A 25,846-nucleotide genomic window follows, 5' to 3' on the forward strand; every position below is an offset into this window, starting at 1 on the left:
ACGGGGGATGGCTTTTATGCATTCATGGAGCCAGCCCGAGTCTCGGTTTTTCCAAGGGACTCCTTCGCTCTGAAGAGGTTCGTGAACACCGTCCGAATTTGCCGCTCCTAATGGAGCCTGCGATCAAGATTCCGGTAGCTTAGCGCCTCCAGGAGATGATCTGAGGCGATGGAGTCACTTCCGGCCAGATCAGCGATAGTTCGTGCGACCTTGAGTATGCGGTCATAGGCACGGGCGCTGAAGTTCAGGTCGCTCATGGCGTTCTTCAGGAGTTCGTTGCCATGGTCATCCAGTCTGCAATGTTCCTTGAGTTGGGCGTGGCTCATGCGAGCGTTGCAGGTAACTTTCTTTACCCTTCGTGACTTGGCGAAGAGTTTTTGTTGGATGTCACGTGCTAAGACAACCCTATCTCTGATTGTTGCAGAAGACTCAGCGGGAGTATTGTCCGAGAGATCTTTGTACTCCACGGCAGGGGCCTCAACATGGAGATCAATCCGGTCGAGGAGAGGGCCGGAGATCTTCTGCCGGTAGCGTTCAACCTGATTGCCAGAGCATTTACACTCCCTTTTAGGGTCGCCGTAATAGCCGCAGGGACAGGGATTCATGGCTGCGACGAGCATGAATTCACATGGAAAACTCATTGTTCCACGGGCTCTTGTAATTACTACAGAGCCAGTCTCAAGGGGCTGACGGAGCACTTCCAGGGTCGAGCGATGGAATTCCGGAAGCTCGTCCAGGAAAAGCACCCCGTGATGAGCTAGGCTGACTTCCCCCGGAGTGATATTGCTTGTACCCCCGAGCAGGCCGATATCCGAGATCGTGTGATGGGGATCACGAAAGGGGCGCTGACGGACAATGGCCTCACCGGGAGAGAGAAGCCCGCATACGGAGTGAATCTTGGTTGTGTCGATCGACTCCTCGAGTGACATCGGCGGCATGATCGTGGGGATGCGCTTTGCGAGCATCGACTTGCCCGATCCGGGTGGGCCGAGAAGCAGGAGATTGTGCCCTCCGGCCACAGCCACCTCGATCGCACGCTTCACCTGGTGCTGTCCCTTGACTTCGGAGAAATCGACTTCGAAGGAATGCTCCTGTGGCCAGTGCTCCAAGAGATCGCTCACGACCGGCGTGAGTTCCGAGGCTTTGCTCAGAAACTCGTATGCCTCGCGTAAGTTTTTCACTCCATAGACTTCGATCCCTTGAACGACGGAAGCTTCCCTCACATTGGCAAGGGGAAGGATCACCGCTTTACGCCCCTGGGCACGAGCCTCCAGCGTGAGTGGAAGCGCTCCCTTGATAGGGCGCACTTCACCGGTCAGGGCCAACTCCCCGGCGACGGAGCAGCGGGAGAGTCTGGGTAGATCTTCCTCACGGTCCGTGGCTATCATGCCGATAGCGATTGGTAGGTCGAAGCTCGGGCCCTGCTTTCTGATATCCGCCGGCGCGAGATTCACAGTCGTGCGTTTGCGAGGCCATCGATAACCGCTGTTCGAGAGTGCAGCGATCACCCGGTCCTTGCTTTCCTTCACCGCCGCGTCCGGGAGGCCCACCACAATGATCGAGGGCTCGCCTGGCCCCGTGTTGACTTCGATTTCGATTTCGGTTGCGTCGATGCCGACCACGGCTGCGGAAAATACACGGGTGATCATGATGGACTTAAGAAGAACCCATCACACATGGCCGAGGCTTTGTAAACAAGGTGATGCGATTTATGAAAAGATTTCGAACGCACGTGCCGAAGGGTTTGTCAAATAAGCAAAAGGAAACACCCAAACAAAACACATCATGAACTACGAAGACTCAGATTCCGGATTCCAACTCTACCTGCGCCAAATTGCCCAGTACCCGCTGCTGACGCCTGTGCAGGAAATCAACCTTGCTGCCAAGATCAAGAAAGGGGACAAGGCCGCTACTGACGAAATGATCAGAGGCAACCTCCGCCTCGTGGTGAAGATCGCCCGTGACTACGCCAATCTGGGACTTCCCCTCCTCGACCTTATCTCCGAGGGAAATATCGGCCTCATGAAAGCTGTTGAGCGCTTCGATCCGGCCAAGGGAGGAAAGCTCTCCACCTACGGATCCTGGTGGATCAAACAGTCGATCAAGCGGGCCCTTGCGAATCAGGGCAAGACGATCCGCCTGCCGGTCCATCTGGTAGACAAGATCGCCAAGATCCGCCGCGTCGGCGCAGGACTCAGCGATGAACTCGGGCGCGAAGCCACGGACGAGGAGATCGCCGAGGAGGTAGGCATGGATGCCGGCAAGGTAACCTTGCTCAAGCAGGCAGCTATCCGACCCGCGTCGCTGGATGCTCCTCTCGGTGATGAAGACTCTACGGAGTTCGGCGAGATGGTCGGAGATGTGGCTGCAGTCGATCCCTTCGAGAACCTGAGCGACAAGAACATGCAGTTGGAGGTCGTGGATCTGCTTGGGCAACTCGATGAACGCGAGCACAAGATCATCGCAGCCCGGTTCGGTCTCGACGGAAACGATCCGATTACACTTGAGGAAGTGGGTGAGAAGTTCGGGGTCACCCGCGAGCGGATCCGCCAGCTACAGAACATCGCCCTGAGCAAAATGCGCAAAGCCCTGGCGAAGCGCGAACGGGCAACTCCGGAGAACTACCTGGCCCATGCCGCCTAACCGATAACGCTCTGGGGAGCCCGATCAGTTTCCCGCCAAACGATGAAGCAGCCCGCCATGACGATGGCGGGTTGACTCGTTTCGGACAGCCATGCCGAGCGCTTTTTTCTGGCCCACCAGTACGACCATCCTTTTTCCGCGGGTCACCCCGGTATAGAGCAGGTTTCTCTGGAGTAGGAGGTACTGCTGCATGGCCAGAGGAATCACGACCACCGGGAATTCCGAACCCTGGCTCTTGTGGATGGTGATGGCATAGGCCAGCTCCAGCTCGTCGAGCTCATTGAACTCGTAGATCACCTCGCGCGTTCCGAAGCGGACCAGCAACTGCTTCTCTTCCCGATCCATGGAGCGGATCCGGCCGATGTCGCCGTTGAAGACCTCCTTGTCGTAGTTGTTGGAGGTCTGGATGACCTTGTCGCCTACCCGGAAGAGATTACCGTAGGCCTGGTATTCATCGCGGTATTCGCTTTTAGGATTCAGCGCGGCTTGGAGGCGGAGATTTAACTCCTTGATACCGAGGCTGCCGCGGTGCATCGGGCTCAGTATCTGAATCCCCTCGATCGGATCGACGCCGAGATGCTTGGGCAGGCGGTCACGCACCATCGATACCAGAGTCGCGGCGCATTCCTCGGGATCCTCGCGGTCGATGAAGACAAAGTCAGAATCCTTCGGTGCCTCGATGATATCGGGAATCTCACCGCGGTTGATGGAATGAGCCCCGCTGATGATGCGACTGTCACCAGTCTGGCGGAAGATCTCCTTGAGGTGAACTACCGGAATCATTCCGCTGCGGATGATGTCTCCAAGGACGAGTCCCGGGCCGACGCTAGGTAGCTGATCGGCATCCCCGACCAGGATCAGCCTGGCTTTTCGTGGCAGAGCATCCAGGAGCCGGCTCATGAGGGGAACGTCGACCATGGAGACCTCGTCGATGACAACGACATCGCCTTCCAGGGGGTTCGATGCATTCCGCTGGAAGCCACCTCGTGCCGGCTGAAACTCCAGGAGTCGGTGGAGCGTTGAGGCTTCGAGTCCCGTGGCTTCCGCCATCCGCTGTGCGGCGCGACCCGTGGGGGCTGCCAGGATGCACGTGAGCTTCTTGGCGGTGAGAATCTTCAGGAGTGACTGCACCAGAGTTGTCTTGCCGACGCCCGGTCCCCCGGTGATCACCACGGCGCGGCTACGCAGTGCGATTTTGAGTGCCTCGTGCTGGCTGGGGGAGAGTTTGCGTCCTGTCTTTTCCTCGACCCAGGGGATCGCCTTCTCCACATCGATTGGCGGTTCGGGTTCCTTGGCCTCCGAAAGGCGTCTTAGCTGTCTGGCAATCCGTTCCTCGGCATCACGTAACAGGGGGATGAAGATCATCTCCTCCCCTTCGATCTTTTCGGAGATGATCCGGTCATCCTTGAGATGGCGCTCAAAGGCCTGCGCGACAATCCCTTCGTCGACTTCCAGTAGCCGGGTGGCTCCCTCCAGCAGTTCACGACGGGGTAAGGCACAGTGCCCCTCGGTCGTAGCTTGATCGAGCAGATGTTCCAGGGCTGCTCGTGCGCGGAGCAGGGAATCCGCTTGCAGACCCAGCTTCTCGGCGACTCCGTCCGCGGAATGGAAACCGATTCCATGAATGTCACGCGCTAGTCGGTAGGGGTCAGCCCTGATTAGTTCGATCGCCTCTACCCCGTAGGATTTATAGATTCGGACGGCGCGATTCGTCCCGAGTCCGTGGGCATGGAGAAAGAGCATGATGTCCCGCACCACCTTCTGCTCGGCCCAAGCATCCTTGATCCGCTGGCGGCGCTCCCGTCCGATTCCCTCGACTTCTTGAAGACGCTTTGACTGGTTCTCGATGATGTCGAAAACTTTGACTCCGAATCTCTTCACAAGCTTGGTGGCATAGACAGGACCGATCCCTTTGATCATCCCGCTGCCGAGGTATTTCTCTATACCCTCGAGCGATGTGGGCGGCTGGGTCTTCAAGGTGTGAGCCTTCAGCTGGATGCCGTGGTCGCGGTCCTTCTCCCAGGTACCCTGGGCGGTGATCCATTCCCCTGGTGCCACGGAGGGTAGGGAACCGAGGACGGCAAGCGGTTCCTTGCGGCCCTGCACCTTCACCTTAAGGATGCAGAAACCGGTCTCCTCGTTGTGGAAGGTGACGCGCTCTACCTGACCGCTCAGGGCATCGTCGGGACCGCCGGGTACCGGTTCATTGTCCGGCTTTTTTCGGAAAGGTCGGCGCTGAGGCATGGTTGATCATGCCACGGGAATCCCCTCAAGCCAATGCATCACTCTCCGGCGACCATGGCCAGGACCCGTTCTGCCTGCTTGAGGTGGAGTCCGAGGTGGAATCCGAACATGCAATGCCACTTGTGGGCATCGAAAGATCCGAAAACGGAGTGGGGAGTCTCAGCTGTACCACGGAGCGGAGGCAATGTCCCAATCATGATCAGATAGTCGTCGATTGATTGGCGGAAGGCCTCCACCTGCTCGGGGCCTGATAGTCCCTCGGGGAGTACGTCGGTCTTCGGATTGATCGGGTGCTCTGGTGTCGGATCCTTACCCAGAGACAGTTGCCGGACATTTCGTTGGATCATCCCGTTTACGAACGCATTGTGCTCAAGGATTTGGAAAAAGGACCATCCCCGCATCTCCGGGTCGACTCCGATCATCGTGGGAACTGTGACCGGTTTGGCACCATTCTCGGATTCCATCTGCTTCGCAAGTTTCAGATAGGAGCCAGCATGGGTGCGGATGATCTGCGAGGCCCTCTTCCGTGAGGTCAGGAGGAACTTAGTCCTGATTACGGTTCTTATGATGGGATTGCTCATGCTTCATCAGTTCTCTCTTCCTGAGTTCCTGAGTTCCAGATTAATTCGCACCAATGACCATCCAGGAACCTGCCTTCATTGATCTTCCAACTCCGACCGGACCGATGCGTGTGCATCGCTTTCTTCCGCAGGAGGGAAGCTGGCCCGCCGTGATCCTCTATTCCGAGATCTACCAGATGACGGGACCGATCGCCCGTCTGGCGGCGCGTCTTGCGTGCGAGGGCTTCGAAGTGCTTATCCCCGAGGTCTACCATGAGTACGAGGCTCCGGGGACAGTTCTCTGTTATGACAAAGAAGGAACCGACCGGGGAAATTTCCTTAAGTTTGAGAAACCGGTCTCGGGATTTGATTCCGATGCCAAGGCCTTGATCGATTACGTTCTGAGTCGTCCGGAGTATCGGAGGAAAGGTGTAGGGACGATCGGCTTCTGCCTAGGCGGCCATCTGGCCTTCCGTGCCGCTTTGGACACGCGGGTGCAGGCCTCAGCTTGCTGGTTCCCGACCGATATCCACTCGGCTACATTAGGTAAGGGCCAGAGCGATGATACCCTCGCTCGCAGCAGAGAGATCACATCGGAGTTGCTCATGATCTTCGGCCGTCAGGATCCCCATGTCCCTGCCGAGGGACGCCGGAAGATCTACGATCATTTAACTGAGACTGGGCGGAACTTCACCTGGCACGAGTTCAACACGGCCCATGCCTTTGCCCGGGATGAGGGAATCCGCTATGACGCGACGGCGACCCGAATCGGCTGGGAAATTACTTTGGAGCTATTTAAGAGAAAACTTACTTCCTGACCAACCCTGAGATCATCACGTCCGATCCGATCTTGGTGTAGCTGGCATCAGTCAGATGTACGGAGGAGATTCGGGCGCTGACGGCGGGGACGCTTCCGCCTTGGATTAGCCCTTCAACGCATACGCCGCGACTTCCAGACCGGGGATCTGTGTGAAGTGTTTGGTATTGCGGTGGGTAAATATGAAATAAGGGATGTGTAATGGGGGGCGTTAGAATGCAAAAGGTAATGAAGGTTGAAAGGGATTCCTGAGAAAGAACCACGAACCGCACGAAAGGACACGAACGCCGAAAAAAGTTAGAGGAGTTTTAACCCTAGTGTAACGAGAGGCTCGAAATCAGTTCTGTTACCCGATGCAAGTGATGCGTTGCACCTTATGGCTACGGCGGCGATGCAACAGTCAGCATAGCTTTTGGAGCGGCGCCCTGACTTGTTAAAAAGTTCCGCAGCGAGTTCGGCATCCTTACCAATCATTGCTTCCACGATAGGAAGAATTCGACGGCAAAGGGTGACTGAATGTTGCGAGTTAGGACCGCAGAGGAACTCTCCCCATGCCACGGCACTGATACCAATCGGTGATCCACTTTCAATCCATTCTGAGAGAAGTGAGGATTGGCTGCTCGTGGTGACGAGGGCATCGATCAGGAAGTTGGTGTCCAGATGGATCACGATACCCTGATGTCTAAAATGTTAACGTCGCGCCTGGACAACGGAGTCTTTCCAGGCATCTGCCTGCGCAGAAGTAAGGCAAACTTCGCGTTGGAGTTGCCTGAGAGCTTGGAGTGCCGAAGCGACGGGTTCTATTGGGAGAGTGCTTGCGGCTACCGAGACGGCTCTTTTCAAGGCTTCCTGTGGAGCAAGATGCCATGTTTCAGCCAAGGATCGGAGGGTTGAAGTTGCCGCATCGTCCAACTCAATTGTGACCGTGGAAGACATATAATGAATCTAGATCATTCGGTTCTCTGCTGCAACCTCCCAGTCTCTTTCCTGAGTCCCAGATTAAATATGCAGCTTCACCCCTTCCTCACAATCCCTGAGATCATCACGTCTGATCCGATCTTGGTGTAGGTGACATCCTTCAGTTGGGTAGGGAAGATTCGGCCGCTGACGGCGGGGACGCTTCCGCCTTGAATCACCGGGGCGAGGAAGAAGCGGACTTCGTCGACAAGCTTGCGCCTGAAGGCTTCTCCAAGCGTTTGTCCGCCACCCTCGATCAGGACGCTGGAGATGCCACACTTGCCAAGTTCCTGCAGGACCTTCCGGAGCGTCATGCTGCTGAAGACCAGTGTGCGGGCGCGGTGGGTGTCGGTGAGGAGTTTGGATTTCTTGGGGATCTTGCCGGTGCGTGACCAGACGACTCTCCATGGTTGGGGATGACCTTTTGGAAGTTTGATGCCTCGGATGGTGAGGGAGGGATCATCGGTACGGACGGTGCCTGCTCCGATAAGGATTGCCTCGACGGAGGCCCTGAGGCTCATGGCTTCTCTGCGACTGGCTGCCGAGGTGATCCATCTCCGATGGGGAGGTGAGTCGATCCGTCCGTCGAGTGACATCCCCGCCTTAGCGATGACCCAGGGAAGGCCTGTAGAGGCACGGTGGTTCCAATGGGAGTTTAACGTGGCACATTCCCTTGAGAGGATCCCCTCGGTCACTTTGATGCCGGCCTTGCTGAGAATCTTTGCCGCCCGTCCCTTGTGTCGTTTGTCGGGGTCGGTGGCGCCGTAGACGACTCGTGAGATTCCTGCCCCGATAATCGCCTCCGTGCATGGTGGGGTCTTCCCGTGGGAGGAGCAGGGTTCCAGTGTGACGTAGAGGGTCGCGTCCGCAAGCGGACGAGGCTGAAGGCTGGAGGCTGAAGGCTGAAGGGGAAAATCGGAAATCAGTTTTCTGATGGCCTCGATCTCTGCGTGGGGGAGGCCTGCGGCATGGTGGTATCCCTTGGCGATGACTCTACCGTTTTTCACAATCACTGCTCCAACGGCCGGATTCGGAGCTGTCAGTCCTTGGGCCTTCGTTGCTTCCTGAATCGCCAGACGCATGAAGCGTTCGTCGGATTTGAGGTCAAGTTGCGAGGTCATGGTGGTTGGAAATATTCCCGCTGAGGCGCAGAGACGCAGCAACGACCGGGATAGCCAAAACAGGGAAACAGGGATGGAGATGCATGGAAGTTTTTTTTACAGGGATGAAGGGGATAAAATGGGGGGCACAACCGAGACCTTGTTTCTGAGGCCAATCTGAGTCAGATCCCCGGCTTGTCCAACCCAGTTGGCATGGGCTTTGCAAAGCAAAGCCGGTTGCCTTTGGGATCATCTTTACAAGCTCACTTGCAAGAGTGATGCCAAGGCCAACCGTAGCGAAGTTCTGCCTGGCAGCAACTTCTACAATGCCATTCTTACTATCCCTTTGCCGGCACTTGCTACCCGGCAAGCAGTACCGCCCTTCCGGGTCACGCATTCGCGTGAACTTCCGCGCCGCTTCCCAGCGGTTTGGTTCATCTCCTTCATCCCTGTGCGTAAATCATTTCTCTACCTCTACGTTTGCTTGCCTGGCCTCGGTCTGATGACCTGCGGTGCAGCTGCACCTCCGCTTGAGAAGGATTCTTTGATTTCATCCTGTATTTCGTTCTTTAGGTCGGGGTTGCCTTTGAACGATCCTAGGGAATGGACACTAAAGAAAACAGCTCCGAGACATCCTCTGCCCCAAAAATCAAAACGGGCCAGGAGATCGATGTGGAAATCAATGACATCGGCTTCGGCGGCAGGGGGGTCGGCCGGATCGATGGGGTGGCCTGTTTTGTGCCGGGTGTGATCGAGAAGGAAAAGGTCCGTGTCAAAATCGCCAAGGTGAAGTCACGCATGATGGAGGCCTGGCTGCTTGAAGTGCTTGAGCCCTCACCTTACCGGGTCGAGCCTCCGTGTCCTGTGTTCCTCAAATGCGGTGGTTGCTCCTACCAGCATATCGACTATCCCCATCAGCTGCAGATTAAGGAGACTCAGCTCCGCGAGGCCCTGCGCAGGCTTGGGGGCCTAAGCGAACCACCTGTACTGCCGATGATCGCATCGCCAGAGCCCTACGGCTACCGTAACCGGATCGCCGTCCATGTGCGTGACGGGAATGTTGGATTCTTTGCCGAGGGATCGAACCGCGTGATTCCGGTGAAGAAGTGTCTGATCGCTTCGCCCGAGGTTGATCTGGGATTCCAGGATCTGCTCAAGGAGCGCCCGCGTGACGGCGACTACCTTATCGGTGAGAAGAAGCGCTATGGGGGCTTTCGCCAGGTGAACAATGCCGTGGCTGAGATTCTGAAAGAGACAGTCCGGGAAGCCGTCAGACCTTCTGGCGAGGCCGCTCCGATCGCCGGATTGCTTGTGGATGCCTATTGCGGAGCCGGGTTCTTTGCCCATGAGTTGCAGGAGCTCTTCACGAAGGTGATCGGCATCGAGCGCTCGATCGCCTCGGTGGCGATGGCGAGCCGTCAGGCCGCCGAGAACGAGGAGTATCTGGCGGGTGATGTGGAGCTGAAGTTGAGTGAGGCGCTGGGAGCCGGCAAGCCTGAGGAGACCGTCCTCCTGCTGGATCCCCCCTCTGAGGGGCTTGCTGAATTGGCCATGGAAGCCATTTTGCAAAATCCTCCTGCGCGCATTGTCTATGTATCGTGTAATCCGGCAACGCTTGCCCGCGATGCCAAGCGACTGGCCGGCAACTATCGTCTCGTTCAGGTGACCCCGCTCGATATGTTTCCTCAGACGGCCGAGATTGAGTCGGTTTCCGTTTTTAAACTCATTCCATGATCACCCGACGCTTCGGCCGGACCGGTCTCGAGATGCCCGTCCTCTCCTGCGGGGGGATGCGCTACCAGCACAGTTGGAACGACAAGGATGCCGGCGGGATCACGCCCGAGGGACAGGCCAACCTTGAGGAGTGCATCCGCAAGGCGCTCGCCTCCGGCATCAACCACATCGAGACCGCACGTGGCTACGGAACCTCGGAGGTCCAGTTGGGCAAAATCCTTCCCCGGCTCCCTCGTGGGGAAATGATCATCCAGACCAAGGTCGCCCCGTCCTCCGCCGCTGACTTTCGCGCGACCTTCGATCAGTCGATGCGCAACCTGCAGTTGGGACATGTTGACCTTCTCTCCATCCACGGGATCAACAACCGGGAGTGCTGGGAGGAGACAATCCGCCCCGGCGGGGCGCTCGAGGCAGCGCGGCAGATCATCCATGAGGGAAGGGCCACCTTCCTTGGTTTCTCGACGCACGCCCCGTGCGATCTCATCGAGGAGATCGTGGAGAGCGATGCCTTCGACTATGTAAACCTCCACTGGTATTTCATGAACCGCACCAACTGGAGTGCTGTCGAGGCGGCCACCAGGCATGACATGGGGGTCTTCATCATCAGCCCCACGGAGAAGGGGGGATGCATGCACCAACCCTCGGAGAAGCTCTCCGGGCTCTGCTCCCCCTACTCGCCGATGGTCTTCAACGACCTCTACTGCCTCATGCATCCCGAGGTCCACACGCTGAGCATCGGAGCCGCACGACCTTCGGATTTCGACGAGCATCTGAAGATCCTTCCTCTCATGGAACACAAGGAGACCTGGGATCGGGTCCGCGAAGTGGCGGGGCGCCTCGAGGAGGAGTTTCAGCGTGCCAATAGATTTCCCATTCCGGCGCGCTGGGATAGGGATCTGCCAGCCTTCGGGGAGGTGCCGGGCGAGATCAATCTTCAGGAGATCGTGAGACTTCGGGCGCTGGACCGGGCCTTCGACATGCAAACATACGGGAAGCTCCGCTACAACTTGCTCGGCAACGGCGGTCACTGGTTCCCCGGTATCAATGCCGCGGAGTTCGACGAGGCTGCGATCGGAGAGATCGGCAGGAAGGCCGGATACCCCTCGTTGGTAAACATCCTGCACGAAGCCCATGACCGCTTCGGTGATGCACCCCGAAAGCGGCTCCAGCAGGACTGAGCAAAATGACTGAGGCGCAGGTTCCCAACTCTTTCATCCGGATCAAGGGGGCGCGGCAGCACAACCTGCGCAACATCGACGTCGAGATCCCGCGCAACAAGCTCGTGGTCATCACCGGCCCGAGCGGTTCGGGAAAATCCTCGCTTGCCTTCGACACGCTCTTTGCCGAGGGGCAGAGGCGCTATGTCGAAAGTCTCTCGGCCTACGCGCGGCAGTTTCTCGACCAGATGCAGAAGCCCGATGTGGATCACATCGAGGGCCTCTCTCCGGCGATAGCCATCGAGCAGAGGATCGCCCCGCCGAATCCCCGCTCGACGATCGCCACGACGACCGAGATCTACGATTACCTCCGCGTCCTCTACTCCTCGATCGGGGTGCCCCATGATCCGAAGACGGGAGCCGCGGTGCGCCGCCAGTCACCCCAGCAGATCGCGACCGAGATCCTTTCCTGGCCCGAAGGAACCCGCATGATGCTTCTGGCACCGCTTGTCAGGAATGAGGTGGGTGAGTTCCGCGATGTCATCGATCGGGCCCGACGTGAGGGATTTGTCCGACTGCGGATCGATGGTGAGATCATCGATCTGGGCCGACCCGAGCCGATCAAACTTCTCAAGACCAAGAAGCACACGATCGAGGCCGTGGTAGATCGTCTGGCACTTCGTCCCGAGGGCGAAGGGGAGGGGATCCGTGAACGCCTGCTCGATTCGCTAGAGACCTCGCTGCGCTGGGGGAAGAACATGGTGACCGTTCTCCATCAGGCACCCGGTGCGGCGCCCGATGCTTGGGAGGAGAGGCCCTTCTCCACCGATTTCTGCAATCCGGAGACCGGCTTTACGATGCCTCGACTGACTCCCCGGCACTTTTCCTTCAATAGCCATCTTGGTGCCTGCCCTGCCTGCCAGGGACTCGGGACCGAGCCTTTCTGTGATCCGGGCCTGCTCGTGGATCCTGAGATGACTCTCTCCAAGGGGGCGATCAGGCCCTGGCGGACTCCCGACAAGCGGATGGGGCAATACTATCAACTCGTTCTGGAAGCTCTCTGCGAGCAGACGGGAGCCGGTATCAATGTTCCCTTCCGCGATCTTCCCGAGGCGTTCAAACAGAAGCTTTTCTACGGAACCGGCGGGGAGTCGCTGGAGCTCGGCGGGACAAAAGGAAAGGGGGCGAAGGCGTCGCAGAACAGGCCCTTCGAGGGACTGGTCGCCATGGTGGAGAGGCAGATGGAGACCTCGGCCAGCGAGCTGAAGAAGAACCGTTTGAAGGCCTACTTCGCCCGGAAGGCCTGTACGACCTGCGGCGGGGCTCGTCTTCGTCCCGAGATCCTCGGGGTGACGCTTGAGAGCATTGTTGGGCCCGACAAGAGGGAATGGAACATCGAGGAGTTCTGCGCGCTTCCCGCCTCCCTTGCCTGCGAGGTGCTGGCGGGATTGCAGCTCTCGGCCGCGGATCGCAAGGTGACGGTGGATCTCCTGCGAGAGATCGGCGCCAGACTCGGATTTCTGGTCGAGGTGGGGCTCGGCTACCTCACCCTCAACCGTGAAAGCGGGACGCTTTCCGGCGGGGAGGCGCAGCGCATCCGACTTGCCACGCAGATCGGATCCGGTCTCGCGGGGGTGCTCTATGTGCTGGATGAGCCGAGTATCGGGCTTCATCAGCGCGATAATGACCGCCTCCTTGGGACGCTCCGCGGTTTGAGGGATCTGGGGAACTCGGTCGTGGTTGTCGAGCACGACGAGGAGACGATCCTAGCCGCAGACCATGTTCTCGACATGGGGCCTGGTGCCGGTCCACGGGGAGGAGAAATTGTCGCCGAAGGCACGCCTGCCGAGATCCTGGCCAATCCCGCTTCGCTGACGGGTCAGTTCCTCTCGGGCAAGGCGAAGATCTCCGTTCCGAGGATCCGCAATCGTCCCCCCGTAAAGCCGGCCCCAGGTCCCGGATGGTTGACCGTAATTGATGCCTCCGAGAATAATCTAAAGAATATCACGGTCGGTTTTCCCGTCGGTCTCTTCACGGTGGTGACGGGGGTTTCCGGTAGTGGCAAGTCCACGCTGGTCAACGACATCCTGCACCGTGCGCTGGCGCGTCAGTTCTACGGGGCTAAGGATGTCCCTGGTGAACATGGACGGATCTTGGGTGAAGAGGCCTTCGACAAGGTTGTGGTGATCGACCAGAGCCCGATCGGCCGGACGCCTCGTTCCAATCCGGCAACCTATTCGGGTGTCTTCGGGCCAATCCGTGATCTCTTCAGTGGTCTGCCTGCCGCCAAGGTCCGCGGTTATGCACCGGCGCGTTTTTCCTGCAACGTGAAGGGAGGTCGTTGCGAGGAGTGCGAGGGGGATGGGATGATCCGGATCGAGATGCACTTCCTGGCCGATGTCTTTGTCGAGTGCGAACTCTGCCGCGGGCGCCGATTCAACCGGGAGACCCTCGAGATCTCCTATAAGGGAAAGAATATCGCCGATGTATTGGAACTGACGATCGACGATGCGGCGGGATTCTTCCGCTCGATCCCCGCCATCCATGGCAAGCTCGAGATGCTTCAGGAGGTCGGCCTCGGCTATCTCAAGCTAGGTCAGTCGGCCACCACTCTCTCGGGCGGGGAGGCCCAGAGGCTGAAGGTGGCCAGTGAACTTTCCAAGAAAGCCACCGGCCGGACACTCTACCTGCTCGACGAACCGACAACGGGGCTTCATTTTGCAGATATTCAGAAATTGCTGGAAGTGCTGCTGAGGTTGCGCGACGGCGGAAATACACTCATTGTCATCGAACATAATCTCGAAGTCATCAAATGCGCAGACTGGATCATCGACATGGGGCCCGAAGGGGGAGAGCAGGGGGGCAGCCTTGTGGTCTTCGGGACACCCGACGAAGTGGCCGAGTATGCCGGAAGTCATACGGGATCTTGGTTGCGACGTGTCTTGCAGCGGTAATTATTGCTTGCCCGTTTCTTTCGGCGCAGGAGAGTACTTCAACACCACCTGTCGACCTGGCCAAAACAGCCGCTCTCGAACACCTTCCCCAAGTCTCTGCGGCCCTCCTCCGCACCCAGATCCAGCAGGAGCAGGATCCGGCTAAGAAAACCGAACTGACACAGCGCTTGGCGGCTCTACTTGTTTCGGGAGGTCGCTTCGAGGAGGCATTGGCCGTCATCGCCACGCTTGATTCCTTGAATGATCCGACCCTTTGTTATTGGAAGGGACTGGCTCTACTTGGGAGCGGCGATCCTTCCTCGGCCAAGGAGATCTTTTTAACCCTGAGGGAGAAGAATGCGCACATCCCGGGTGTTGAGTCGGACACACTCGCTCTCTGCCTAGCAAGAGCACTCCGAGGGAACAATGATCCGACCGGAGCACTGGTTGTTCTGGAGAAAATTCCCGGCGACTCCCCGGTAGCTGAGGATGTTCTTCTGGAGAGATGTACTGATTTGTTAGCTCTCGGCAAGACCGAGGAGGCCCTAAAAGCGATCCCCTCCTCCGGTTTCCGAAGCGACGAGGGGAAAGCCTCGGCTTCCTATCTGAAGGCCCTTGCAGCATGGCGTACCGGTAAGATTGTCGATGCCAGAAAACTCTTTGCAGCGATCCCACCCGTGTCACCCTGGATTATTTCAGCGGCGACGCTGGGTGAGGCTCTTTGTCTGTCCACTTCCACGAACTCGATCAGTACGCTCAAGGGAATCGAGTTGCTGGAGAAACGACTTGATGCCGTCGATCAGGCGCCCCTTGTTGAAGAGCAGTTCCGCTTGCTGGACCAGCTCTACGCAAAGGCCGCCACTCCGGATATTGCTATGTTGAAGAAATGGTCCGGGGATGTATCCAAACCCGCACGGGCAAAGCTGGCCTCCTATTATCAGGCGAAGGGAGAGTTAAGACTGGGGCATTCCGAGTTAGCTGAATCCGTGCTTGATGGCCTGATCAAGTCCTATCCGGCCGATCCCCTGACCGACCGGGCAACAATCCTGCTTGTCTCCTCAAAGCTGCAGCATGGTGTGGGCACAGAAGCTTTCAGTCTGGCTGCCGACAGAGACTCTGCAACGCCCGAGATCCGTGCCCAGTTGGCATACCTCAGGGGGCTTGCTGCGTCGTCAGCCGGAAAGCCGGAGGAGGCAAAGTCAGCCTTCACTCAGGCATCGACGCTGGATCCTTCTCTTGCCCAGGATGCACTCTTCAACCAGGCAGTCCTGATTGCAAAGACGGGAAGGGGATCTCTCGATCTTTCCCAGGTCGCACAGGAAATGGCGCAGAGCAACGCCGGAGCTGCCTCCGAGGAGATGCAGCTACAGATTGCCCTGGATCTTGCACGCAGGGGTGAGGCTTCCGGTTTGCCGATGATCCTCCTTGTCGCCGACAAGGCAACTGACCCCACGATCAAGTCGCGCGCCCGACTGGCCGCCTCCGAGCTGAACATGAAATCTGGAAAGGGGGAGGCTGCGATCAGTGACCTCGCGAAGGCTGTCCACGAGAACTCATCCGAACCGGAGAGGGAGGACTACCTGAATGTCTTTTTGAAGGATACCGGAAGGAAGGTGGATGGGGCCGCCGTGATCGGCGCTGCCCGTGCTTTCCTAGAGAAGCATCCTGACTCCCGTTTCGTCCCCGAGGTCCGACTGAAGCTCGCGGAGGCGCTTCTTTCCTCCGGGGATGTCCAGGGAGCAAGGGTGGAGTTCGAGCAGCTTGCTGCTTCCGGCGCGGGAACTGATCTCGGGCGCCATGCCCTTTTCCTGGCCGCCCAGTCTGCGGCCCGTTCGATGGATCCAGCATCGATCGATGATTCCCTGATGCTGCTGGAGCGTGTTGCGGAGACGGGAGGCAGTGATCGCATGGTCTGGCAGGCCCGCCTTCAGGAAGGAGCACTAAAGAATGCCCAGAATCTTCCTCTGGAGGCACTTGCTATCTACGACAAGATCCTCTCTTCACGGTCTTCTGGTGGAACCAACGCATCCGCCGGACCGGATGCCGAACTGATCGCCGCCGCCCTCATGGCCAAGGGGGATACCCTTCATCAACTCGGGGCCAAGGATCCCCTCAAGGAACGCGAGGCCCTTAAGAGCTGGCAGGAGCTGGCATCCGATCCCTCGATTTCACTCCGCTGGCGGAATCAGGCTCTCTGCAAGAGTGCTCTTATCCTGGAGAGTCTCGGTGAATGTGACGCGGCCCTCGCCACCTGCTATCAGGTGTTTAAAAATCCACGCTCCAATGAGCCGGAGCAGCTCTGGCATGACAAGGCAGCCTTTGAGGGGGGCCGCTTGCTTGAGAGTCGCAAGCAGTGGAACGATGCGGTAGCGCTCTATGGGCAGATTGTCGCCGAGGGCGGTCCCAGGGCCGAGGAGGCGAAAGCCAGGATCTCCAAGCTGCGTTTGGAAAACTTTCTCTGGGAAAACTGAGTCTTTCTGGCAAAATCCACCTCTTCATGAGCTCACATATCAAACTCTTCAGCCCAGGACCCGTTGAGGTCTCTGAGAAAACTTTCCAAGCCTTCCGCAAGCCGATGATCGGACATCGCGGCAATGACTTCAAAAAGCTCTACGCTTCTGTTCAGCCGGGTCTTCAGCAACTTTTCCACACGAAGCGCCCCGTTTATATCTCCACCTCCTCTGCCTGGGGAATCATGGAGGGCGCTCTTCGCAACCTTGTCAAAGGGAAGGTCCTTAACTGCATGACCGGAGCCTTCTCCGACAAGTGGAACGATGTTGCCAAGCGCTGCGGCTACGAGGCCGAGAAGCTTCAGGTCGAGTGGGGTAATCCGATCACTCCCGAACTCCTGCGCGAGCGTCTCTCCAAGGGGGACATCGATGTCGTGACCCTGATCCATAACGAGACTTCGACCGGATGCATGAATCCGCTCAAGGAGCTCACCGATGTGCTCAAGGAATTCCCCGAGGTCCTGCTGATCGTCGACACGGTCTCCTCATTCTCCGTGCTTCCCGTCCCCATGGATGAGCTCGGCATCGACGTGATGCTGACCGGCAGCCAGAAAGCTCTCGCCCTGCCTCCCGGTATGGCGCTCTTCTCGGTCTCCGAGAAGGCAATGAAGCGCGCCGCCGAGATCAAAGGACGCGGCTACTACTTCGATTTCCTCGAGTTCCAGAAGAACCACGAGGGGGACATGACCCCAAGCACCCCGGTCATTTCGCACATCTTTGCGCTCCAGTCGAAGCTTGAGGATATTGCCACCGAAGGTCTTGAGAACCGCTACGCCCGTCACTCCGCCACTAATGCACTTGTCCACGATTGGGTGAAGGCCCGCGGCTGGGAGTTCTTCGCACCCGAGGGGTATCGCTCCGTCTCGTTGACCTGCGTCAAGAACAACAAGGGCGCGGATGTCGCTGCCTGGATCGGCCGCCTCAAGGCTAAGCACTCCTGCATCATCGACGGAGGCTACGGAAAGATCAAAGGCGAGACCTTCCGTATCTCGAACATGGGTGACGAAACCGTGGAGACCATCTCCCAGCTTCTTACCTGGCTCGACGATACCTTCGAGGGCTGATCCGGGTATACCCGGATCATAAGTATGAGGGATGAATGATGAAGTATGAAGTATGAAGGGAGTCATTTTGCGATGATCTCCAACGTCTCTTCAGATTAATTTCATACTTCATACTTCTGACTTCATAATTTTTCCATCATGTCCCGCTACAAAGATACCGTTCTTCTTCCAAAGACCCCCTTCCCGATGAAGGCGGGACTGGCCCAGCGCGAACCGGAGCTTCTGGCCAAGTGGGAGAAAGAGGGCCTCTACGCTTCCATTCAGAAGGCACGCGAGGGATCGCCGAAGTACGTGCTCCATGATGGCCCTCCGTTTGCGAACGGGGATGTCCATATGGGGACCGCCCTGAACAAGGTGCTCAAGGATCTTGTTGTCAAATCGAAGACGATGGCTGGATTTCAGGCCCCCTTTATTCCGGGATGGGATTGTCACGGTCTGCCGATCGAGTTCCGCGTGGTGAAGTCCTCAGCCGGCCTAACACCGCTACAGGTCCGTCAGAAATCCGAGGAGTATGCCCGCAAGTTCATCGACATCCAGCGGACCCAGTTCCGCAGGCTCGGAGTCTTCGGGGACTGGGAGCATCCTTACCTGACACTCGATCCTTCGTACGAGGCGGCGATCATCCGTTCCTTCGGCCGCATGGTCGAGAAGGGGCTGGTCTACCGGAGCAAGAAGCCGGTCCTCTGGAGCACCGGTGCCCAGACAGCCCTGGCAGAGGCCGAGGTCGAATATCAGGATAAGACCTCCCCGGCGATTTTCGTGAAGTTTGTTATCGAGACTCATGAGGCTGCATCGGCCGGTCTTCCGACAGACAAGCCTCTCTCAGTCGTCATCTGGACGACCACTCCCTGGACACTGCCTGCGAATCTCGCGATCGCTGTCCATGCCGAATTCGACTATGTGCTGCTCGAGAATGCCTCGGAGCGCCTGATCGTGGCAGCGGGGCTTTCGGACAAGTTCAAGGAGTCAACCGGATTGGAGCTTTCCCAGCATGGTGAGGCCCGCAAGGGAGCCACGCTCGAGGGGATTAAAGCACGTCATCCCTTCTTGGACAGGATTTCGACAATTCACACCGCAGAGTTCGTGACGCTCGAGACCGGCAGCGGTTGCGTTCATATCGCTCCCGGTCACGGTGATGATGATTACCAGCTTGGACGGAGAGTCGGCCTCGAACTCCTTTCTCCCGTGGATGACTACGGTAAGTTCACCGAGGAGTGTGGCGTTCCATCGCTGGTCGGGCAGAATGTCTTTGAGGGCAACGAGGAGGTGATCCGGATTCTCGCTGAGAAGAATGCCCTGATGGGTCGTCAGGACTACCAACATAGCTATCCCCATTGCTGGCGCTCCAAGACCCCGATTCTTTTCCGTGCTGTGGAGCAGTTCTTTATTCGTATCGACGCGCTGCGCGAGACCGCTCTCAAGGAAATCGACGCCACGAATTGGATCCCGCATTGGGGACGCAATCGCATCCGCGGAACGGTCGAATCACGTCCTGACTGGTGTATTTCCCGCCAGCGTAGTTGGGGAGTTCCTCTTCCTGCTTTCTATACGCCCGAAGGGGAGCCGATCCTGGATCCTGCTGTCATCGCGAAGGTCTCCGAGGTGGTGGCTGAGAGGGGATCGAACGCCTGGTTCTCCCTGGATGATGCCGAGTGGTGCCGCCTGACCGGGGCTCCTGTCGGATCAGTTCGTCGCAATGATACCCTCGATGTCTGGCTCGACAGTGGAGTGAGCCATGAGGCTGTTCTGCGTGGACGTCCGGAACTTCAGTTTCCTGCCGATCTCTATCTCGAGGCGACGGACCAGCATCGCGGGTGGTTCCAGTCCTCGCTCATGACCTCGGTGGCATTGAATGAGAAGGCTCCCTACAAGACCGTCCTGACCCATGGTTTCGTGGTCGATGTCGATACACGCCAGAAGATCTCGAAGTCTAATCAGGGACAGGGAGGTTATCAGAAGCCGACCGAGGCCGATCACTTTGTGAAGACCTATGGTGCCGATATCGTCCGACTCTGGGCTAGCAGTGTCCAGTTTACCGACGATGTTCCCTTCTCCGAGGAGATCTTCGCGCGTCTCACCGATTCCTATCGGAGGATCCGAAATACACTCCGCATCCTGCTTGCCAACCTGGCCGACTACGATGTTGCGGCACCTGTCTTGGAACCGACGTTAATCGACCGATGGATCCTGGCTCGACTGCAGGAGACAGTGAACACCTGCCGCAAAGCCTACGATGAGCTGGCCTTCCAGAAGGCATATCAGGCGATCACCCAGTTCTGCGCTGTGGAACTGAGCAGTATCTACGTCGATGTGACCAAAGACCGTCTCTACTGCGATAGCGTTTCCTCGCCCCGTCGCCGGGCCACCCAGGCTGTAATGGCCAAGGTTTTTGAGGATTTGTGCCGCCTGCTTGCCCCGGTTCTTGTCTTCACTGCCGAGGAGGCATGGGGTCACTTCCGGACCGAAGGTTCCGTGCATATGGAGCTCTTTCCTGAGGAGAAGGCTCCCGATCAGGAAATCCTGACGCGCTTCGAGGCACTCCTTGCACTACGCGCTGATATCTCCCAGGCATTGGAAAAGGCTCAGCGCGACGGGATGATTGGTAAGCCTCTTGAGGCCACGGTCGCTGTCACTACGGAGGATTCTTTGGTGCTGAGCGCCGTTGAAGAAGGTGAGAACAACGGTCTTGCCGAGATCGAGGAGTTTTTGATCCTGAGCAATCTCTCCATCTCCAAGGGAGAGAAAGGAATTGTGATCGGCAAGAGCACCGCCGAGAAATGTGAGCGTTGCTGGCGTCATCGTGATGAAGTGGGTTCCCATGCAACTCATCCGACGCTCTGCGGGCGCTGCGTAGATGCGGTGGAAGCCTTGGGTGTCTCACCGTCTGTTTCCGCATGAAGCGTTTTTTACCATGGGGAGTGATTCTGATTCTGGCGATGCTGGATCAGTTCACGAAGATCTTGGTCCTCCGATTCATCCCCTTTCAGGAATCGATCCCGGTCATCCACGGCTTTTTCTCTCTCACCCATGTCTACAATACGGGTGCTGCATTCGGCATGCTTCATGACAGCAACTTGTTTTTTATCATTCTGGCGACGGTGGCCTTCGCTACCCTCGTCGTGATGAGAAAGCACTTTCAGGGAGGTTTGATGCAGACCGGCTGGATCCTACTGCTTGCGGGCATCATCGGGAATGTGACTGACCGACTGCGTCTGGGCCATGTCGTTGATTTTCTCGACTTCCAGTTCGGGACCTATCACTGGCCCTCCTTCAATGTCGCTGATTCCTGCATCTGCATCGCTGCGGCTCTCTTTCTCTTGAGTAGCTTTCAAGCCCCTTCTAAATTGGCGGCATGAGCAACACACTTCCTGTCAGTCCCTACGACACCACTCACGGACTCGTCTATTTCCCCCGGATGATCGATAAGATACGCCTGCATGCCTCCGGTCAGCTGGGTTCCGATTATGTGCCGAACCTTGGCAAGGGATTCGATGTGCGCTGCTGCTCTCTTCTCGGAGTTGGCTATGACGCGTTAGTCAAGGCCGTGGGCTCTTCCATGAATGATGAGCAGGCTTGGGAGTGGGTCTTGCAGAATGGCAAGGCTCCAAGCGAAGAGCAGATTGAAGTCTGGAACGGCTTCATGACACGCCGCGGATGGAATGATGACCTGGTTGAGATGCTTGAAAAACGCAAGAAGGAGGGCGGTTTTGAGAGCCGCGCCGATATCCGGACGATGTTCGACTATATCGATGCCGACGAGGGGAGAGCGATCAGATCAAACTGATCGCCGAAACCTGAAACCTGAGACCTGAGACCTGAGACCTGAATCGGAGGTGGTCGAGAAGTCGACAATACTCAGGTTTCAAGTTTCAGGTCTCATCCTTTTCTGACATAGCTCAGGATTTTTTCCTGATCGCCATCCGACGCCCAGACGATCCTAAGGAAGTCAGCCGGATGGATATCGTGTTCCTTCAGGAAGCGACGATCCCCTCCGCAGCAGTACATGATTTCGTGGCAGAGGCCGCCCTCGAGGAAGCATTGTGCCTTCTTGATAATGCGGGGAAGCCATGGGATCCCAGCAAGCGCTTCGGGCTTTGGAGGGAGTGAATCCGCCTCGGTGACTACAGAATTGGTGATGCCATGCTGATGATAGAGAAAGTAATCGCGCCTGGCAGCGGCCAAAAGCAGGACAGTGTTCCAATCGGGCTCGCCAGCCCCATTCATATCTTCAGCGTAATCGTAGAGATTTATCGGACGCAGGCCGATCGAAGTGAGAAAGGCGGTTTCTTCGGGCGAGAAGTAGGAATCCAGTTCCCTGTTTCCCTCTTTGTTGAGTGCGACGGCCTTGTCGTAGATTTCGCGGAGTTTTTGTGTCCAGAGATAAGAACTCATGATGGGTGAGGGTTAGTGGCTTACTGCTTACTGCTTATTCGAGAGTAGCTCCGATCTTTACGGTCACCTGCCAATGGGCAATCTTGCCCTCCTCGAGATGAGCGCGCGTCTCGACCACTTCGAGCCATCGCAGATTCTTTTCTGAGAGGGCGGCCTTGGCCACCGCATTCTGGACGGCATCCTCGATGCTGATGGGAGAGGAGCCGACGAGTTCGATCTTTTTGTATGTGTGGTTGCTCATAAGGAAATTATCCTCCTTAAGCAGCCTTCTGTCGATTGATAGGATTTTTTGCAACGATGCGCACCAGTAGCTGTGTGAGGAGTGTATCCTCGGAGCCGTGCCCCCGCAGAAGAGCGGCATTGGCATCACGGCAGGCCAGAAATGCGGAGACGAGATGATCGCGGTCGAAGCGCGCGGCATTCACCGCGGCGAGTCCGATGCCGTAGGTATTGAGCGTTCCATCCTTCTTGCGGGGTAGATGGGCGGTCTCCTCGGATCGAAGGCGTTTCAGGTCGGAGGCAAAGAACTGGGGTTGGGCGGGCGGTCGCATTTTGTGACGCTCCATGAGATCCTTCGCCACGAGAAGATTACGCACGGTCGGGACGATGGCCGCAAGCAGGATGCCGATCGTGTTTTCCCCCTGACGGCGGAGTTGAGCCAGCGTATCAAGACAGAGAGGGAGGTTTCGTTTGTTGATAGCGTCGCTCAGGTCGAAGATTCCTCCGGCCCGGGTGAGGGGGACCAGATCGCGGACAAGGGTCTCGGTAATGATTGCTCCCTCACCGGCAGCCGTCGTGAGTTTTGCCAGTTCCGCATCCAGTTGACCCGAGCTTGCACCTACTCGGGTGGTCAGCACCACGGCGGCATGAGGATCCATTTTGACCCCTCGATCGCGGCAGCGGTCGATGACCCAATCAATGAGATCGTCCTCCGTAGCCCCGAAGCCGAAATCGGGTTTGTCGCAGAGCGTCGTCAAGGCGATCTCCGAGAGTTTCTTGTAAAAGGATTTCCGTTTGTCCGGCTCGGGAGCGCTGATCAGTAGGGTGATGCCTCCGGGAAGTCCCTCCTCCAATAACTTCAGTAGTTTTTCCAAAGCATTCTGAACAGCCTCGGAACGTCCCTGCACGCTATCCTTCAGAAAGGTGACGCCTTTCATCCAGACGAGCTTTTCACCGAACATCGGAACAGTCAGGATTCCTTGAATGGTGCTTGCCACCATCTCTATCGAACAGTCGACGGTATCGGCCGGGGCCTCGATGACCTCAATGCCGAAACCTCCGTCATCCGCGGGAGCCAGCTTCGCGGCAAGTCCTTGGGCCGTACGCCGCACCTCCGCCTCGTCACTACCGGTCACGAAATGCAGATTCGGGCTCTTGGCTGCGGCTGGGGATTTGCGGGTGGCCATCTAAGAAAGGCTGAAGTCTGAAGGCTAAAGGCTGAAGTATAAACTTATCTTCTCCATCCTTTTTTCGACTTGGTGAGTTTATCTTTTGATTTAGGACGGTTGGTCATGGAGGTGGTGACGGCGCCTCCGCCTTTCAGCTCCATGATCTGGTCGCGAAGCAGGGCGGCGCGTTCGTACTCGAGTTTCTTGGAGGCCTCCTTCATCTCGCCCTCCAGTTCCTTGATCAGGCTGGTCACGTCAAGCGGCTGCTCCTGCACGCGCGCCGAAACGGCGTCCTCTCCCTCGAGGATGACCCGCAGGCTCTCCTGCACGGGGCGCTTCACGCTGTGAGGAATGATGCCGTGCTTCCGGTTATGCTCCATCTGACGACGGCGCCGATCCTCGGTGACCTCGAGAAGATCGCGGATGCTTCCGGTGATCTTGTCAGCAAAGAGAACAACCTCTCCGTTCACATGACGGGCGGCACGGCCCGCCGTCTGGATCAGGGAGGTGCGGCTGCGGAGGAAGCCCTCCTTGTCGGCATCCAGGACGCAGACAAGGCTGACCTCGGGGAGATCGAGTCCCTCGCGGAGCAGGTTGATCCCGACTAGGATATCAAATTCCCCCGAGCGAAGTGAACGCAGGATCTCGACCCGCTCGATGGTGTCGATGTCGCTGTGAAGATAGCGGACCTTGAGACCCACATCCTTGAGATAGTCGGTAAGATCCTCGGCCGTGCGTTTGGTGAGAGTCGTGATCAATACCCGTTCGTTGATTTCCACACGACAACGGCAGAGCTCAATGGTTTCGTCAATCTGGCCTTTGAGAGGGCGGATCATGATGCGCGGGTCGAGCAGGCCCGTGGGCCGGATGATCTGCTCCACGATAAGCTGGGAGCCAGTCGTGGAGGTGTCGAGCTCCTCAGTAGCGGCATTCGGCTTGATGAGGGAGAGGGGAATGGGTTGGGCCTGGAGCGTAGCCAGATCCACGAAGCCGGTGTTGCCTACCACGCTGTTGCGCAGTTCCAGAGGGGCCGGGGTCGCGCTGATGTAGAGACCTTGTCCGGTCGTCTGCATGAATTCGCTGAAGTTCAGAGGGCGGTTGTCTAGCGCGCTCGGCAGACGGAATCCGTACTCCACCAGAGTCATCTTGCGGGCCCGGTCCCCCGCATACATCCCCCCGACCTGAGGCAGGGTGGCATGGGACTCGTCCACCATCAGGAGGGTGTCTTCCGGCAGGAAGTCCATCAGCGTGTAGGGGCGGACACCGGGATCGCGTCCGGTGAGGTGACGTGAGTAATTCTCGATGCCGTTGCAGTAGCCCATCTCCTGCATCATCTCGAGATCATACTCGGTGCGCATTTTCAGTCTCTGTGCCTCAAGGTACTTGCCGTTCTCTTCGAAGAATGCCACCCGCTCCACCATCTCCGTCCTGATACTCCTCATGGCCGTCTGCATCTTATCCTTTGGGGTCACGAACTGCTTCGCAGGGAAGAGGGTGAGGTGGGTCAGGTCTCCGCGGGACCGACCGGTGAGTGGATCGAAGAGGGCCATCCTGTCTACCTCGTCTCCGAAGAACTCGATCCGCACGGCCTCCTCGTCGTTCTGGGCCGGGAAGATCTCGAGCACATCGCCGCGGACGCGGAACTTGCCCCGGGCGAACTCGATCTCGTTCCGCTCGTAGAGCATCTCGACGATCCGCTTCAGTACCTCCTCGCGGGTGATCCGGTCTCCTTTCTTGAGGGTCATCACCATCTGCATGAAATCCTCCGGCGAGGCCAGGCCATAGATGCAGGAGACGCTGGAGACCACGATCACATCGCGACGCGTCAGTAGGGAACTGGTGGTTGAGAGGCGTAGTCGCTCGATCTCCTCGTTAATCGAGCTGTCCTTCTCGATGTAGGTGTCCGAGCGGGGAATATAGGCCTCCGGCTGGTAGTAGTCGAAGTAGCTGACGAAGTACTCGACCGCGTTGTTGGGGAAGAACTGCTTGAACTCCGAGTAGAGCTGGGCGGCCAGCGTCTTATTGTGGGAAATGATCAGCGTCGGCCGATCCAGATTCTTGATAATGTTGGCCGCCGTGAATGTCTTCCCGGAGCCGGTCACTCCCAGCAGGGTCTGGTGACGGTTCCCCATTCGGATCGAGCGTGTCAGCTTCTCGATCGCCTGCGCCTGATCTCCTTGGGGCTTGTAGTCGGAGCGGAGGTCAAAGGACATCTGGCGAAAAGTATAAAGGATGAAGTCAGAAGTATGAAACCGAGAAACATTCATTCTCTACTCAAAGCATGGCCAGCGCAACAGAGGGATCCGTTCTCGGTCTTGCCCTCATTTCCTGAGTTCCTGATTTCCCT

At 57.6% G+C, this 25,846-nt stretch carries 20 protein-coding genes; 10 read left to right on the forward strand and 10 right to left on the reverse strand.

The features are described 5' to 3' along the window. Positions 1-107: 107 nt before the first annotated feature. Entirely contained in the window at positions 108-1,649 is a 1,542-nt protein-coding gene (locus K8R57_02510) for a YifB family Mg chelatase-like AAA ATPase (protein MCE9587167.1), read from the reverse strand. A 136-nt stretch (positions 1,650-1,785) separates the two neighbouring features. On the opposite strand from K8R57_02510, the gene K8R57_02515 reads away from it, so the two are divergent. Then, positions 1,786-2,643 carry an RNA polymerase sigma factor RpoD/SigA gene (locus K8R57_02515; protein MCE9587168.1) on the forward strand — a complete coding sequence of 286 codons (858 nt, stop codon included), beginning with the start codon at positions 1,786-1,788 and terminating at the stop codon, positions 2,641-2,643. Positions 2,644-2,667: 24 nt separating this feature from the next. Here K8R57_02515 and K8R57_02520 read toward each other — a convergent pair whose 3' ends face one another. Both K8R57_02520 and K8R57_02525 read right to left on the reverse strand, forming a co-directional pair. Continuing rightward, positions 2,668-4,887: an ATP-dependent RecD-like DNA helicase gene (locus K8R57_02520; GenBank protein ID MCE9587169.1), complete on the reverse strand. Its 2,220-nt coding sequence runs from the start codon at positions 4,885-4,887 to the stop codon at positions 2,668-2,670. A 38-nt stretch (positions 4,888-4,925) separates the two neighbouring features. Further along, on the reverse strand, positions 4,926-5,468 hold the full coding sequence (locus K8R57_02525) for a DinB family protein (GenBank protein ID MCE9587170.1): 543 nt from the start codon (positions 5,466-5,468) through the stop codon (positions 4,926-4,928). A gap of 53 nt (positions 5,469-5,521) precedes the next feature. Here K8R57_02525 and K8R57_02530 point away from each other — a divergent pair, with 53 nt between their 5' ends. Further along, positions 5,522-6,265, forward strand: coding sequence for a dienelactone hydrolase family protein (locus K8R57_02530; GenBank protein MCE9587171.1), 744 nt, complete (start codon positions 5,522-5,524; stop codon positions 6,263-6,265). 296 nt (positions 6,266-6,561) lie between these two features. Here the strand turns inward: K8R57_02530 and K8R57_02535 are convergent, their stop codons facing one another. From K8R57_02535 to ribD, 3 genes are all read right to left on the reverse strand, one after another. Further along, positions 6,562-6,933, reverse strand: a complete 372-nt coding sequence (locus K8R57_02535) for a PIN domain-containing protein (protein ID MCE9587172.1) — start codon at positions 6,931-6,933, stop codon at positions 6,562-6,564. A gap of 21 nt (positions 6,934-6,954) precedes the next feature. Further along, entirely contained in the window at positions 6,955-7,200 is a 246-nt protein-coding gene (locus tag K8R57_02540) for a hypothetical protein (GenBank protein ID MCE9587173.1), read from the reverse strand. Positions 7,201-7,277: 77 nt separating this feature from the next. Beyond that, positions 7,278-8,342, reverse strand: coding sequence for a bifunctional diaminohydroxyphosphoribosylaminopyrimidine deaminase/5-amino-6-(5-phosphoribosylamino)uracil reductase RibD (gene ribD, locus K8R57_02545; protein ID MCE9587174.1), 1,065 nt, complete (start codon positions 8,340-8,342; stop codon positions 7,278-7,280). A gap of 582 nt (positions 8,343-8,924) precedes the next feature. On the opposite strand from ribD, the gene K8R57_02550 reads away from it, so the two are divergent. The 8 genes from K8R57_02550 to K8R57_02585 all read left to right on the forward strand — a co-directional run bounded on the left by K8R57_02550 (position 8,925) and on the right by K8R57_02585 (position 21,503). Further along, on the forward strand, positions 8,925-10,055 hold the full coding sequence (locus K8R57_02550) for a class I SAM-dependent RNA methyltransferase (GenBank protein MCE9587175.1): 1,131 nt from the start codon (positions 8,925-8,927) through the stop codon (positions 10,053-10,055). Further along, positions 10,052-11,233, forward strand: a complete 1,182-nt coding sequence (locus tag K8R57_02555; protein MCE9587176.1) for an aldo/keto reductase — start codon at positions 10,052-10,054, stop codon at positions 11,231-11,233. Before K8R57_02550 ends, K8R57_02555 begins: the two co-directional genes overlap by 4 nt. Positions 11,234-11,238: 5 nt before the next feature. After that, positions 11,239-14,166 (forward strand): excinuclease ABC subunit UvrA, encoded by a 2,928-nt coding sequence (gene uvrA / locus K8R57_02560; GenBank protein ID MCE9587177.1) that lies wholly within the window; start codon positions 11,239-11,241, stop codon positions 14,164-14,166. Beyond that, complete coding sequence (locus tag K8R57_02565) at positions 14,139-16,616, forward strand: tetratricopeptide repeat protein (GenBank protein MCE9587178.1); 2,478 nt, start codon at positions 14,139-14,141, stop codon at positions 16,614-16,616. The genes uvrA and K8R57_02565 overlap by 28 nt, the downstream gene beginning before the upstream one ends. Before the next feature lie 26 nt (positions 16,617-16,642). After that, positions 16,643-17,719 carry an alanine--glyoxylate aminotransferase family protein gene (locus K8R57_02570; protein MCE9587179.1) on the forward strand — a complete coding sequence of 359 codons (1,077 nt, stop codon included), beginning with the start codon at positions 16,643-16,645 and terminating at the stop codon, positions 17,717-17,719. A gap of 138 nt (positions 17,720-17,857) precedes the next feature. Then, complete coding sequence (gene ileS / locus K8R57_02575; protein ID MCE9587180.1) at positions 17,858-20,617, forward strand: isoleucine--tRNA ligase; 2,760 nt, start codon at positions 17,858-17,860, stop codon at positions 20,615-20,617. Then, positions 20,614-21,075, forward strand: a complete 462-nt coding sequence (gene lspA, locus K8R57_02580; protein ID MCE9587181.1) for a signal peptidase II — start codon at positions 20,614-20,616, stop codon at positions 21,073-21,075. The genes ileS and lspA overlap by 4 nt, the downstream gene beginning before the upstream one ends. Continuing rightward, positions 21,072-21,503, forward strand: coding sequence for a DUF5069 domain-containing protein (locus tag K8R57_02585; GenBank protein MCE9587182.1), 432 nt, complete (start codon positions 21,072-21,074; stop codon positions 21,501-21,503). Before lspA ends, K8R57_02585 begins: the two co-directional genes overlap by 4 nt. A gap of 92 nt (positions 21,504-21,595) precedes the next feature. Here K8R57_02585 and K8R57_02590 read toward each other — a convergent pair whose 3' ends face one another. The 4 genes from K8R57_02590 to uvrB are packed head-to-tail and all read right to left on the reverse strand — an operon-like array spanning position 21,596 to position 25,712. Then, positions 21,596-22,111 carry a DUF5069 domain-containing protein gene (locus tag K8R57_02590; GenBank protein ID MCE9587183.1) on the reverse strand — a complete coding sequence of 172 codons (516 nt, stop codon included), beginning with the start codon at positions 22,109-22,111 and terminating at the stop codon, positions 21,596-21,598. 34 nt (positions 22,112-22,145) lie between these two features. Next, on the reverse strand, positions 22,146-22,352 hold the full coding sequence (locus tag K8R57_02595; protein ID MCE9587184.1) for a dodecin family protein: 207 nt from the start codon (positions 22,350-22,352) through the stop codon (positions 22,146-22,148). A gap of 16 nt (positions 22,353-22,368) precedes the next feature. Continuing rightward, positions 22,369-23,517, reverse strand: coding sequence for a DNA polymerase III subunit delta (gene holA, locus K8R57_02600; protein MCE9587185.1), 1,149 nt, complete (start codon positions 23,515-23,517; stop codon positions 22,369-22,371). Between the two features lie 44 nt (positions 23,518-23,561). Further along, positions 23,562-25,712, reverse strand: coding sequence for an excinuclease ABC subunit UvrB (gene uvrB, locus K8R57_02605; protein ID MCE9587186.1), 2,151 nt, complete (start codon positions 25,710-25,712; stop codon positions 23,562-23,564). Positions 25,713-25,846 lie beyond the last annotated feature (134 nt).

The sequence above is a fragment of the Verrucomicrobiota bacterium genome, from assembly GCA_021413925.1.
Taxonomy (GTDB): Bacteria; Verrucomicrobiota; Verrucomicrobiia; order Chthoniobacterales; family UBA6821; genus UBA6821.

Bases quoted from the DNA above. Each gene is read 5' to 3' on its own strand.
- K8R57_02510 (MCE9587167.1), bottom strand. From the start codon at position 1,649: ATGATCACCCGTGTATTTTCCGCAGCCGTGGTCGGCATCGACGCAACC.
- K8R57_02515 (MCE9587168.1), top strand. From the start codon at position 1,786: ATGAACTACGAAGACTCAGATTCCGGATTCCAACTCTACCTGCGCCAA.
- K8R57_02520 (MCE9587169.1), bottom strand. From the start codon at position 4,887: ATGCCTCAGCGCCGACCTTTCCGAAAAAAGCCGGACAATGAACCGGTA.
- K8R57_02525 (MCE9587170.1), bottom strand. From the start codon at position 5,468: ATGAGCAATCCCATCATAAGAACCGTAATCAGGACTAAGTTCCTCCTG.
- K8R57_02530 (MCE9587171.1), top strand. From the start codon at position 5,522: ATGACCATCCAGGAACCTGCCTTCATTGATCTTCCAACTCCGACCGGA.
- K8R57_02540 (MCE9587173.1), bottom strand. From the start codon at position 7,200: ATGTCTTCCACGGTCACAATTGAGTTGGACGATGCGGCAACTTCAACC.
- ribD (MCE9587174.1), bottom strand. From the start codon at position 8,342: ATGACCTCGCAACTTGACCTCAAATCCGACGAACGCTTCATGCGTCTG.
- K8R57_02550 (MCE9587175.1), top strand. From the start codon at position 8,925: ATGGACACTAAAGAAAACAGCTCCGAGACATCCTCTGCCCCAAAAATC.
- K8R57_02555 (MCE9587176.1), top strand. From the start codon at position 10,052: ATGATCACCCGACGCTTCGGCCGGACCGGTCTCGAGATGCCCGTCCTC.
- uvrA (MCE9587177.1), top strand. From the start codon at position 11,239: ATGACTGAGGCGCAGGTTCCCAACTCTTTCATCCGGATCAAGGGGGCG.
- K8R57_02570 (MCE9587179.1), top strand. From the start codon at position 16,643: ATGAGCTCACATATCAAACTCTTCAGCCCAGGACCCGTTGAGGTCTCT.
- ileS (MCE9587180.1), top strand. From the start codon at position 17,858: ATGTCCCGCTACAAAGATACCGTTCTTCTTCCAAAGACCCCCTTCCCG.
- lspA (MCE9587181.1), top strand. From the start codon at position 20,614: ATGAAGCGTTTTTTACCATGGGGAGTGATTCTGATTCTGGCGATGCTG.
- K8R57_02585 (MCE9587182.1), top strand. From the start codon at position 21,072: ATGAGCAACACACTTCCTGTCAGTCCCTACGACACCACTCACGGACTC.
- K8R57_02590 (MCE9587183.1), bottom strand. From the start codon at position 22,111: ATGAGTTCTTATCTCTGGACACAAAAACTCCGCGAAATCTACGACAAG.
- K8R57_02595 (MCE9587184.1), bottom strand. From the start codon at position 22,352: ATGAGCAACCACACATACAAAAAGATCGAACTCGTCGGCTCCTCTCCC.
- holA (MCE9587185.1), bottom strand. From the start codon at position 23,517: ATGGCCACCCGCAAATCCCCAGCCGCAGCCAAGAGCCCGAATCTGCAT.
- uvrB (MCE9587186.1), bottom strand. From the start codon at position 25,712: ATGTCCTTTGACCTCCGCTCCGACTACAAGCCCCAAGGAGATCAGGCG.